Annotated in this window: 11 protein-coding genes and 1 other RNA gene; 6 read left to right on the top strand and 6 right to left on the bottom strand. The window is 37.2% G+C overall.

What is annotated here, in order from left to right; translation table 11 throughout:
- Nucleotides 1-69: 69 nt before the first annotated feature.
- Both lon and CL42_RS13815 read right to left on the bottom strand, forming a co-directional pair.
- A complete protein-coding gene (lon, locus tag CL42_RS13820) occupies nt 70-2,496 on the bottom strand; it encodes an endopeptidase La (protein WP_035269773.1) in 2,427 nt (808 codons plus the stop codon).
- Nucleotides 2,497-2,612: 116 nt separating this feature from the next.
- Nucleotides 2,613-3,227: a 5-formyltetrahydrofolate cyclo-ligase gene (locus CL42_RS13815; RefSeq protein ID WP_035269772.1), complete on the bottom strand. Its 615-nt coding sequence runs from the start codon at nt 3,225-3,227 to the stop codon at nt 2,613-2,615.
- Between the two features lie 224 nt (nt 3,228-3,451).
- Between CL42_RS13815 and CL42_RS13810 the strand changes: the two genes are divergently transcribed.
- Nucleotides 3,452-4,708, top strand: coding sequence for a putative solute-binding protein (locus CL42_RS13810; RefSeq protein ID WP_035269771.1), 1,257 nt, complete (start codon nt 3,452-3,454; stop codon nt 4,706-4,708).
- A gap of 254 nt (nt 4,709-4,962) precedes the next feature.
- On the opposite strand, the gene CL42_RS13805 is transcribed toward CL42_RS13810, so the two are convergent.
- The 4 genes from CL42_RS13805 to CL42_RS13795 all read right to left on the bottom strand — a co-directional run bounded on the left by CL42_RS13805 (nt 4,963) and on the right by CL42_RS13795 (nt 7,462).
- Nucleotides 4,963-5,937: a hypothetical protein gene (locus CL42_RS13805; RefSeq protein WP_035269769.1), complete on the bottom strand. Its 975-nt coding sequence runs from the start codon at nt 5,935-5,937 to the stop codon at nt 4,963-4,965.
- A gap of 401 nt (nt 5,938-6,338) precedes the next feature.
- Nucleotides 6,339-6,522, bottom strand: a non-coding RNA gene (gene ssrS, locus CL42_RS16815) — 6S RNA.
- Between the two features lie 101 nt (nt 6,523-6,623).
- Entirely contained in the window at nt 6,624-6,908 is a 285-nt protein-coding gene (locus CL42_RS13800; protein WP_035269766.1) for a cell division protein ZapA, read from the bottom strand.
- Nucleotides 6,909-6,910: 2 nt separating this feature from the next.
- A complete protein-coding gene (locus CL42_RS13795; protein WP_035269763.1) occupies nt 6,911-7,462 on the bottom strand; it encodes a hypothetical protein in 552 nt (183 codons plus the stop codon).
- A 65-nt stretch (nt 7,463-7,527) separates the two neighbouring features.
- Between CL42_RS13795 and CL42_RS13790 the strand changes: the two genes are divergently transcribed.
- The 5 genes from CL42_RS13790 (at nt 7,528) to CL42_RS13770 (ending at nt 12,608) form a co-directional block, all read left to right on the top strand.
- Entirely contained in the window at nt 7,528-8,148 is a 621-nt protein-coding gene (locus CL42_RS13790; RefSeq protein ID WP_035269760.1) for a UPF0149 family protein, read from the top strand.
- Between the two features lie 82 nt (nt 8,149-8,230).
- The gene (pepP, locus tag CL42_RS13785; RefSeq protein WP_035269758.1) at nt 8,231-9,550 is read left to right on the top strand and encodes a Xaa-Pro aminopeptidase; all 1,320 of its coding nucleotides are present in this window, start codon (nt 8,231-8,233) and stop codon (nt 9,548-9,550) included.
- Nucleotides 9,551-9,745: 195 nt separating this feature from the next.
- Nucleotides 9,746-10,954, top strand: coding sequence for an FAD-dependent monooxygenase (locus tag CL42_RS13780; RefSeq protein ID WP_035269755.1), 1,209 nt, complete (start codon nt 9,746-9,748; stop codon nt 10,952-10,954).
- On the top strand, nt 10,951-12,189 hold the full coding sequence (locus CL42_RS13775; protein ID WP_035269753.1) for an FAD-dependent monooxygenase: 1,239 nt from the start codon (nt 10,951-10,953) through the stop codon (nt 12,187-12,189). The genes CL42_RS13780 and CL42_RS13775 overlap by 4 nt, the downstream gene beginning before the upstream one ends.
- A gap of 170 nt (nt 12,190-12,359) precedes the next feature.
- Nucleotides 12,360-12,608 (top strand): hypothetical protein, encoded by a 249-nt coding sequence (locus tag CL42_RS13770; protein WP_035269751.1) that lies wholly within the window; start codon nt 12,360-12,362, stop codon nt 12,606-12,608.
- The last annotated feature ends 1 nt before the right edge of the window (nt 12,609 follow it).

Below are 12,609 nucleotides of genomic sequence, written 5' to 3'. Positions count from 1 at the left end.
AATTTTTCATCCATTGGCATCTTATAAAAAAAGAGAGCCTAAGCTCTCTTTCTTCACTTAAAAGACCGATTAGTGTCGAGCAGACTTTGATTCGTCAACTGCTTTCACAATGGGTGTTTTGACTAATGGTTTAGGCATAGAGGTTAATGCTAGTGGTAAAATTTCATCAATTGATTTTACAACTTTGATATCTAAACCTTCTTTCACATTATCAGGAATTTCGACTAAATCACGTGCATTTTCCTGTGGAATAAAGACCATTTTTACACCGCCACGATGTGCAGCCAGTAATTTTTCCTTTAAACCACCAATACGCATTGCACGGCCACTCAAGCTAGTTTCACCAGTCATTGCAATATCAGGTCGAATCGCAATGCCAGTAAACGCTGAAACTAATGCTGTCGTCAAAGCAAGACCAGCTGAAGGACCATCTTTAGGCGTAGCGCCTTCAGGTAAGTGCACGTGAATATCGGTTTCTTCAAAGCGAGTAGAATCGATACCCAAAGCATCAGCTCGTGTACGCACTACGGTCATGGCTGCAGTAATAGACTCCTTCATAACATCACCTAAAGAACCAGTGGTTACAAATTTGCCTTTACCTTTCATTGCTGCAACTTCAATTGTCAGTAGTTCACCACCAACTGAAGTCCAAGCTAGACCATTAACACGACCGACTTGAGCTTCTTCTTCAGCCATACCAAAATCGAATTTATGCGGCCCTAAGTAGTCAGGTAGATTTGCCGAATTAACTTCAATTTGAAGATTTTTCGCTTTTTTACTAACCGCTTCTTTAACCACTTTACGTGCGATTTTAGAGACTTCACGCTCTAAACTTCGAACACCAGCTTCACGTGTATAGCGTTGTACGATATCTCGAATTGCTTCTTCGTGTACACTTAATTCCTTAGCACGTAAGCCATTATTCTTGATTGCTTTAGGTACTAAGTAACGCTCAGCAATATTGATTTTCTCTTCCTCTGTATAACCAGGAAGGCGAATGACCTCCATACGATCTAACAAAGCTTCAGGTATATTCATACTGTTTGCAGTACAAATAAACATGACTTCAGATAAATCAAGATCAAGATCGAGATAGTGATCGTTGAATTTGTGATTCTGTGAAGGATCAAGCACTTCTAACAAGGCAGATGCAGGATCACCACGATGATCTTGAGCCATTTTGTCAATTTCATCGAGTAGGAATAAAGGGTTTTTTACACCGACTTTAGAAAGTGATTGCACAATCTTACCTGGCATCGCACCAATATAAGTTCTGCGATGTCCACGAATCTCAGCCTCATCACGAACACCACCAAGTGCCATTCGAACGAATTCGCGACCTGTTGCTTTAGCTACAGACTCACCTAATGAGGTTTTACCTACACCAGGAGGACCTACGAGACACAATACTGGTCCACGTAGTTTTTTTACACGTGACTGAACAGCAAGATATTCAACGATACGTTCTTTAACTTCATCCAAACCATAATGATCAGCATCAAGAATATCTTGAGCTTTAGCAAGATTGATACTTACTTTGCTCGCCTTATTCCATGGTGTATCTAATATAGTTTCGATGTAATTACGAACTACGGCTGCTTCACTCGATGCAGGCTGCATTGCTTTGAGCTTACGGAATTCACCTTCTGCTTTTTTACGAACATGCTCAGGAAGATCAGCTTCAGCTAAACGTTTTTCAATCTCTGCGATATCATCTTCAGCACCGCCATTCATGTCAGAAAGTTCACGCTGAATAACTTTCATTTTTTCATTTAGAAAATATTCGCGCTGATTCTTTTCCATTTGACGTTTTACATTGTCATGTAAATTTTGCTCAATCTGTTGTTCTTCAGACTGTTGAAGCAAATAAGTCATTAACTCTTGTAAATGAGCTTCAAATTCATCGTGTTCGAGGAATTTTTGTTTCACTTCGATATTTAACGGCACGCGTGTTGCGACGAAGAACATGAGTTGCAATAAATCATCGATTTTATTTGCAGCATTAATTAACTCACGCGCATTACGTAGTTTTGCTTCAGCGTATTGGCTGAAAAGACCACGTAATTCTTCGAGGCGAGTTTGTTGAGTTGCCGATTCCATACGGATCGTCATTGGGCTAAGGCTGTGCTCAGCTTCTAAATAATCGTTTTGATCGTAAATATTAATCAATTTAGAGCGATAAATACCCTCGATTAAAACCTTAATGCAGTTTTCATCGTTCTCATGATTTACGACTTGCACAATCTTCGCGACAGTACCGTATTGATATAAATTGTCGTGATCAATTTCTTCTGTAAGAGAATCTTGTTGAGCTACTACAAAAACTAAATTGTCACTGTTACGAGCTACATCAACTGCTTTAATCGATTTTTCACGGCCGACAAAAAGCGCAATTTGCATGTGTGGATAAACCACAACATCACGCAAAGCTAATAGCGGTAACACGCTAGGGGTCTGAAGTTCTAAGTTTTCTTCATTCATAATAATATCAGTCATGAGCACTCCTAATGAGTGACAACGGTGTTGCCATATTTTTATAGTGATGTGTAATTTAAAAAATACAAGGGTGAAAATCGTTAAAATTCGATTTATTTCTACTAATCTTGATAAATTCAGTTGGATTTAGGGTTAATTAACATTCTCCGTTTGAATTTTAATCGTTTTTTAGGGGTGATTAACTCATCTAATGGCTGATCCCAAGGCTGGCGATTTAAAGGATCTAAAATTAATTGAAAGTCATGCGCTAAACCGATGCGATAGGGGTGATTGCTCGCATGCTTTAACGTTCTATCATAAAAGCCACCTCCCATACCCATACGTGTTCCATGATGATCACACGCAACAAGGGGCATCAACAGTACATCAAGTTGTTTTACATTTTGCCCCAATCTATGCATAGGCTCATACATTCCCAATTTATGTTTAGTAAAACGTTTATTTAGATATTGATGCTTTGAAATTGGAACCCATTTTAAAGTTGAATCAAGTCTGGAGACTTTTGGGAGATAAACGACTTTATGCTTCGAAAAGCAATGCATGATTAGGATATGTGTTTGAACTTCACCGAATGCATCTAAATAAATCCCAATTTTTTGTGCAGATTTAAATTTAGAGTGAGATTGGATTTTTGACAAAACCTGAAAAGCAGAACGTCGTTGCGTAAAAATTGAGAGTTGTCTTCTACGAGAGCGTAGAGTTTTTCTTAAAAGTTGTGTTTGCAACTGCATTTCAAACTATACCAATCTAAGTGCATGTGTAAGGTAAGTAGTTTATCGATTTTTACTCAGGTTTAATCAACCTGATTTGAATATTTTCGATAGTATATTTTTCATTTACTCTAGGTGTAACAAATAAAAGATTAGGGTCAATTTAATTTTAAATTGAAGCCGATAAGCTGAACTCTATCGGATCAGTTAAGTTCTGATCATAAAAAATAGAAAAGGGAACGATAATGAAAAATAAAAAATACGGTATTCTATTTAAAAAGAGCAAGCATGCTTATCGTATGGTTATGCTCACGACAGTAATTAGTCTTTCTGGTCTAATCACAAATCATGTAAATGCTCAAACTAGCTCTAAGTTGGATTTATCACTGTCTAGCCATTCTGTGAATAAAATAAAAAAACTACTGAATGATCCAAAAGTTTGGCAACAGATTCCGAAACAAGTCACCTTATGTGTGTATTCACCGAGCGGTGCTCATGGTGAAGCATTTGAGCAAGCGACGAGCTATATGAGTGAATTACCACGAATTGCTAAAGTTGCTCAAGATTTCGGCGTGCGAATGACTGTCAATCGTACGGCTAAGCTACAAATGCAGATAGATTTGAATTATCCAAAATTAAAGCAAAAAACATCCACTGAAGTTAATTTAAAAGTCTATACAGATGAACGGGTTTTAACTGAAGACTTTAGAAGTAAACGTTGTGATGGTGCTGGAATAAGTAATTTACGTGCCAAGCAATTCAACTCTTTTGTTGGAAGTATTGATGCAATAGGTGCAGTTCAAAACTATAAACAACTGACTAAAGTGATTCAGCTGTTAGCAAGACCTGAATTTGATTCGAAAATGGTCAATAAGGATTATGAGGTTGTCGGTATTGTGCCTTTAGGTGCTGCTTATATTATGGTAAATGATCGTAAAATTGATACTTTATCTAAAGCAGCTGGGAAAAAAGTCGCTGTAATGAGTTTTGACGCAACCCAAAAAAAATTAGTCCAAAATGTTGGTGCTCAACCAGTTACAGTGGATTTAACTTCGGTAGGCGGGAAATTCAACAATAAGGAAGTTGATATTATCGCAGCACCTGCAATCTTATTTGAACCTTTAGAACTCTATCGTGGAATGACAAGCAAGGGCAAGGTACGAGGCGCAATTATTCGTTTTCCACTCGTTCAAGTAACGGGTACATTGATTATGCATCGAAATAAATTTCCTGCTGGAATGGGGCCTATAGCAAGGGAGATTATTTCCAAGCAATTAACACCGGCTTATAGATTTATTGATCAAACTGAATCTAAAATTGATCCTAAATTTTGGATGAATATAAGAGATGCTGAGAAACCTGGATATTTGAAAATTATGCGCGAAGCTAGAATTCAGATGACAAAAGAAGGGCATTATCATCCTGAAATGATGTCTATTCTTAAAAAGATACGATGTAGTGATGATCCTAAGAATTATGAGTGTGCGCTTCAAGATGAGTAACTAATAATCTAAAAAATAGATTGTTTTTATAATTTTAATCGGTTTTATTTGTTTTTAGCCATGCTTTAAATTACTCACATCTAGGTTAAAGAGTAAATGTGAGATGAAAATTTTTATCGCAGTGGTTACTTCTACTTTGTTGATAAGTGCATGCGCATATGATCCAGTGCATTATGAGCAGCTCAGAATGTCAGAGAACGCGCAACACATGAAATTAAATGGTTAAAAAAAGCCCCCAGATGGGGGCTTTATGCCTATTTCTTTTTAACGATATCGCTCCAAGACACATTAGTTGGCACGCCTGAGTTAAAGCGAACTGATGCGGATGATGAATAATCTTTAGTTTGTTCAACGACAATCTTTTGATTGTACTCATCAATAATTTCTAACTTACCGCCTGCTTTCGGGTAAATTCTCCACCACTCTTTTTCGAATGGTTGAGTTACACTGAAGTTAAATGCATATGAAAAATTAGCATCTTTAGGTTGGCCAACAATTGTACCTTTACTTGACACACTTTGTAATTGTTCATCAAAAAAACGGTATTCATAATCCTGTAGCCCCATATATTCCAATGTAGTGCTAGGGTTATTTTTATCTACAATCTGGAATTTTAAAGGATCTTTTACAGAGTAAATTGCGCCATTAGAACCAACTGTATCTTTTACAATTTTACCAGTGACTAAATATAGTTTAGATGTATCAGTCCACGGTGTATAAAGCGCATTATTAAACTCAACTGTGGTAGAGCTTAATGTTTCAGTAAGCGAAATAGATCCTCCTTTAAATGTTACGACTTCCTTGCCGAAACTAGTAGCACAAGAATCATTACCACTTTTTAGCTTGATTGTTTGAGTAGTTCCACTTTTAGTTAGCTCAGTACAAATTAAATTTCTAAAAATTGTAAATGCACTTGTTCCTTGATCTGTTAATTCAATTACTCTACCTGTACGAGTAATGGGTCCATCACCCAATGTTTCGCCAATCATGTGTCCTAATGCTTGATTAAATCGATCATCCATGACATTCAAAGATTCTGAAAAACCAAGCGTTTCTTTAAGTTTTGTTAAAAAATCCTTATCTTTAAAAGGTATAAATGTAGAGCTCACATCACCTGGTTTAATATAATTATCATTTGGCGTGTCAAGCTTCGAGTCACTTCCACCACCACATGCACTTAGTAATGCAGCAATACTCGCAACCCCAGCCAATTTTGCTAATTTAGACATATTCTCTTCCTTTAAATATAAATCTATTCTCATTGTTTATAATGTTTGACTAATAATATGCAGTCTTTAAACAATAAGAAGACATTAAAATGAAATACTTTTTGTGTAATTTCTATTATGGGGAATAATAATTTAAATTTTAGAAAAGTTACTAGGTCATTATTAACCAAATTTACAAATAATATGTCAATTTTTTTATATTGTTAAATATATATAAAGCAATAGGTTTAAATAATTAAATAATATTGAGAGTTAAGTATATTTGTTTTAGATTAGTGTCTAATAAGTTGTTTATAGTGAAAATAATGTGATAAAAATCAAAAATTATTAATATTGATTATTAATTTGGGATAAAGCGCAAGGATGTTTATTCAAAAATAAGAAAAAAGAGAAAATAAAATAAAGACTCCGGAGATGCCGCTGCATGTGTCGTTACCCTGAACCCGACGAGTTCAAGGTGGACGCGACGTATACTTGCTGGGTTTCCCACTCGAGGTGGGCATACGCTCTAAATATACAGAACACAATCCATAAGTTTAAGTATCGGCAGGGGAATAGACCCGCTGGCGAACATCCCAGAGTTAAATTAAGTATAACGAAATGAGTGAGATTGGCAAACCTTGGTGTACCCATTATTTGCGTGATAATTCACTCAGTAAAACTGACTGTGCAAACTTAGATCAAATTTATACAGTTTTTTCAACGTCTTCCAAGATTGTTGCAAGTAAGCGTTCACAATGAGAATATTCTTGTAAGGATTTGTTCATTGTTAAAACTTCTTGCATAAGCTCTAAAGCCACCATGATAACGAGCTTATTGTGTTCTACGTTAGGTGCTTTTCTACGAAATTCTTGAAATTTCTCATTCAGCAAATCACCAGCACGTTGTAAATCATCTTTCCGATCTTGAGTGGTTGAAAGTTTAAATGTTTGTTCAATTAGTCTTAACTCGACTGTAACGACTTCAGACATAATTATGCTTCCTCATTTTGTTCAGCCGGATTTTCTAATTGTTGGATTTCTTGGGCATGATGATCTTGATCAGTACCTAAAATGGCCAATCGTTGAATGATTTGCTCAACCTTAGTTTTAGCGAGTTCATTTTTTTTGATTAAACGTTGATTTTCAGCCTTCAATTCATCAATTTCTTTTTGAGCTTGACGTTGTTCAGCCAACATTTTTTCTTTGATGACTCTCAACTCATTCCTTTCAGCCAAGATTTCCTGAAATCTATTTTTTAAATCAGTACAACTCTTTTCTAAACGACTATAACGTTCTGCTAAAGCAGTAGCATCTTGATTTAAAGTTTTATAAATACCATCCAATTGATTGTATTTGTCATTTAGACTTTCAATCTGTTCTTGCTTTTGAGTGATGACGCTATTTTTTTGAGCAGTTTGAGTTTGATGAGTTTCCTGAAGTTCTTTCTGCTTAGCTTCAAGAGAACTATTCATTTGTTCGGTTTCGGACAAACGATGTTTAAGCGTGCCTAAATGCGTTTGTAAACGCTGTAATTGTTCTAACATAACGAGGTCGCGTAGTTTCGCAATCAAAGGTAATATATACAGAAGTATAGAGATTGGAAAAGCGAATGCAAGACGATATTTCAGGTTGGACAGATTGGAACCAACAATTCGGTTCAATTGAGGAAATTACTAGTCCTAGTGAGTTACATGGTCTACTTACAGGTATTGTTTGTGTAACTGAACCGCCATCTCATGAGGAGTGGATACAAATTTTGTCTACATTGAATGTGCCTCAATTAGAACCTACTGCGCTTAATTTACTGGCTGAGGAATCTGAAGATGTTTCGCATGCTTTATCAGAAGATGAATTAGATTATTTACCCATTTTGCCTGATGATGAACATGTATTGTCTGAGCGTGTTCAAGCTTTAGCAGATTGGTGTGCTGGAGTAGTATTGGGGTTTGGATTAGCGTCTGGGCATATTCGTACTGATGAAGCTGAGTTGATTGAACACTTGCAAGATATTGCAGCAGTAGAGTTTGAAGATTCTGATAATGATGAAGAAGGTGAAATTAGCTATCAAGAACTTTATGAATTTGTTCGATTAATTCCAGTGAGCTTATCTGTTGGACGAACCAAGATTGCTGTTGAAGAAAGCTCATTACTGAAACATGCAAAACCAACAATTTCGAAAAAAAATGAGCAAAGTGTCGTTGAGATGTTTACACCTCATCGACCAAGTTGATTACATTTAATCAAGAGTACTACTTAACATATAAGTAGTACTGTATTTTCTTAAATTAAATAGCCTAAGCTGCAGAAAAGATATGAAACTTACTCAATCAGATTTTCAAAAACGACGTGATCAATTAGCCGCTGAAATAGGTCTAAGAAGCATTGCAATTATTGCAACACGTGAAGAAATGTTTAGAAATCGTGATGCTGATTATAAATATCGCGCTGATAGTAGCTTTTTTTATCTAACGGGATTTGCAGAGCCTGAAGCAGTTGCTGTAATTGAAACATTTGATACTGAAGAAGAAGGTTATACCTACAGTTTATTTTGTCGTGAACGCAATCGAGAGATGGAAATCTGGACAGGTTACCGTGCAGGGATTGATGGTGCAGTCGATGATTATGATGCGGATGAAGCTTATGCGATTGATCTACTAGACGAAGAAATCATCGCAAAGCTTCAAGGAAAAGAAAGATTATTTTATAGAATTAGTCAACAAGCCAGTTTTGATGCAAAAATTACAAAATGGATTGCAGAAGCAAGTGGTGAAAGCCGACGTGGTACCGCTGCACCGACACAATTGATTCAGTTAGATACAATTTTAGATGAGATGCGTCTACACAAAGAGCCAAAAGAAATAGAGTTAATGCAAATCGCATCTGATATTTCTGCTCAAGCACATACGCAAGCGATGAAATCTGTACGACCAGGAATGATGGAATATGCTTTAGAAGCGGAGCTGAATTATATTTTTGGTAAAAATGGTTGTGTACCATCGTATAACAGTATTGTGGGTGGTGGAGAAAATGCTTGTATATTGCACTATGTTGAAAATAACAAACAACTTAATGACGGCGATTTAGTTTTAATAGATGCAGCTTGTGAATATGAATTTTACGCGTCAGATATCACTCGGACATTTCCAGTAAATGGTAAATTTAATCCTGAACAAAAGGCGCTTTATAATATAGTGCTTGATGCTCAAATCGCTGCAATAGATGCGGTTAGGATTGGTAACTCTTACAAAGAGCCACACTACGTTGCTGTTCGTATTTTAGTGCAAGGCTTGCTTAATCTTGGAATCATGCAGGGTGATCTCGATGAAATCATTGAGACAGAAGCCTATCGTCAATTTTATATGCATGGAACCGGTCACTGGTTAGGCATGGATGTTCATGACGTAGGGGCATATAAAGTCGATGGAGAATGGCGAACATATCAAGAAGGTATGGTGGTGACCATTGAACCAGGTTTATATATTGCCCCTGATGATGAAACTGTCGATCCAAAATGGAGAGGGATTGGTATTCGCATTGAAGATGATATTGTTGTCACTCAAGATGGACCGAGAAACCTGACTGCTAAAGTAGTGAAAACCATTGAAGATATCGAAGCCTTGATGGCGAGTTAACCATTTTCACAAATCTCAAAAGTCGATGGAAACATCGGCTTTTTTTCAATGTCATATTCAATATTGAAAAATGAATTATGGCTTCATCTTCAATAACGCTAATTCATTATAAAAAGTAAAAACTTTATTGTAAGATGAATTTGATTAAAAATTTATGTGTATGCAGCTATTGCTTGCTTTTATAAGGATCAAAACATGCAACAAGAAGTCATCATTGTCGGTGGTGGAATGGTCGGATTAAGCCTTGCTCTTATGCTGGCTAAAACTAACATTGCAGTGAAATTGTTAGAGGCGATCAGCTATCCTAACTATGATGATGCTAACCTTGCACCATATCATTCAAGTTTTGATGCCCGTAATAGTGCGCTGTCACGTCGAAGCGTGCAAATTTATCAAGAATTGGGAATTTGGGATTCACTGCAACAATATGCAACGCCTATTTTAGAAGTAAATATCACAGAAGAAGGAAGTTTCGGTAAGGCACGTTTAATCGCGGCTCAAGAGAAAGTAGAAAGCTTTGGTCAAGTGATTGAGAATGCATGGCTTGGACGAGTATTGTTATCAGAAGTCAAAAAAAATCCACTCATTGAGTTAATTGATGGTGTTCAAGTGACGTCACTTAAACAGGATGAACATTTAGCTTATCTCGAAGCATCAAAAGCGAATAAACATTTGCAGTTTAAATCCAAATTAGTCATAGCAGCAGATGGACGTGATTCTTTCTGTCGAAAAGCACTCGGTGTCGGTGCATCAGTGCATGATTATGATCAAGTGGCGATTGTCACTACAGTGCAGACATCCAAACCTCACTCCCATGTCGGTTTTGAACGTTTCAGCCCACTTGGTCCTTTAGCATTGTTGCCTTTACCTGGTGAATACCGTCGCTCTGTTGTTTGGCCAGTGCCTAAAGGTACTGAGGGAGAGTGGTTAGGTGATGAAAATGATCAGCATTTTTTAGATGCTCTTCAAAAAACCTATGGCGACCGAGCTGGTAAATTTGAGAAAACTGGTCGTAGATTTAGTTTTCCTTTATCTCAAGTTTTGTCTGAAAAACAAGCAATAGGACGTGTTGTACTTATGGGTAATGCTGCTCATACCATTCATCCAGTCGCAGGTCAGGGTTTTAATTTGTGTATGCGTGATGCATATGTATTGACCCGATATTTAAAACAACAGGTCATCAAAAATGCCGATTTAGGTGAAGTTGCTGTACTGAAAGAGTATGAAAAATCTCGACTCAAAGATCAGCAACGTGTGATTAAGTTTTGTGATTCTGTGGTGCGAGGCTTTAGTAATCAAAATCCAATACTAAAATTTGTGCGAAATACAGGTCTAATGTGCTTTGAAAATATTCCAGGTATTAAGCCACTCGTTGCCAATTATGCAATGGGGTTAAAAGCATGAATGATGCTATTTTAGATGTCGTGATTGTGGGCGGTGGTTTAGTCGGAGGATTAACTGCTTTATTGCTGGCTAAAGGTGGAGTTCAAGCGACTGTACTTGATGCAGCACCGATATTGGATCACGAGAAGACCTTAGAATCATTGAATCCTCGTGTACTTGCATTGAGTCAAGCCACCATTCATTTGCTTAAGCATGTTGATGTATGGGATAAGTTGGCTCGTCAACAACCCTACACGGGAATGCAGGTGTGGAACAAAAATGGCTTTGGTGAAATCAATTTTGGAACATCAGCGCATTCTAAACCTGATCAAGCACAAATATTAGGTTCAATGGTCGAACCAAGTATCTTGAACCTTGCCATTCAGAGCATGATGATCGACCAGATTGATGATTACCGTACTCAAATCCAAGTGAAACGTATTGAGCAAGGAAATGGTTGTTGGATTCTTCATCTCGCTGATCAAACTCAATTGAAAACGAAACTTTTAATTGGTGCGGATGGTGCAAATTCATTCGTACGTGAACAAGCCATGATTGATTTGGATGTTTTGGATTATCATCAGGCTGGTATTAGTTGTGCGATCAAGACGGAACAAGCTCATGAACATGTTGCGAGACAAATCTTCTTAGAAACAGGACCACTGGCTTTTCTCCCAATGGCAAGTTTAGAAGATCAAGAATATGGTCATTGGCAATCCATTGTGTGGACTTTACCAGATGATTATGCAGACGAATTTGCGTCACTCTCAGATGAAGATTTTGTACAATTACTGACACGAGAGAGTCATCATATGTTGGGTAAAGTATTAGCCGCAACGCCTCGAGCAAAATTCCCACTGAAAGCACGAGCTGCTCAACGTTATATTAAAGATGGCTTAGCCCTAATTGGTGATGCAGCCCATGTTATTCATCCACTTGCTGGTCAGGGGGTGAATATTGGTTGCCTTGATGCAGCAATTCTATGCGATGTGCTACTTTCTGATTACGCCCGTGGCGTTTGGGCTCATGAGCAAACTTTATTGAAATATGAGCATCGCCGTAAATTTCAAAACGATGCCATGATGCATAGTATGTCTATGATTGGGTGGATGGAATCTGCTCCTGTTTTTCCTATTGTTTGGGCGAGAAACTTTGGTTTGAAACAAGTTGAAAATATAAGTGCGTTAAAATCGGCGTTTATGTCGCAAGCGAATGGTTTGAGTCAGCTCAGTAATACAAGATATCAAGTGAATTGAAATCTGATCTAAAAAGAATCATCAGTATATATTTTTTTACCAATATGATTAAAAAATATACAAATGAGGTGCTTTAGATACTATGCGAACGATAAAGAGCTTGATACATTTCTCTAAAAATCAAAGCACGTTCCAATCAGGTGCGTGAAAACATTGATGGGTAGTTTGAAATGACAGACGCAAATGATTTTGATGACAACGAAGACAGTGTTGTAGACGAAAATGAATCACAAGCAGCAGAAAAAGGTGCGGCCGTAAGTGACGTTACTGTATCTGATGCCGATGTCGCGGAAGCTGAAACATTAACAGTGACAGCTAAACTCAAACAACGTCAGGCACTGGAAGATGAAGTTGCTGCTTTTCTAGCACGTGGTGGTCGTATTACTGAAGTTCCACCTGATGAATCAATAAAAGATTAAT

Source organism: Acinetobacter sp. Ver3 (assembly GCF_000632455.1).
In the GTDB taxonomy this organism is placed as follows: Bacteria; Pseudomonadota; Gammaproteobacteria; order Pseudomonadales; family Moraxellaceae; genus Acinetobacter.
The sequence above is the reverse complement of the archived record's forward strand: the minus strand, read 5'-3'. Positions and strand labels throughout refer to the sequence as shown.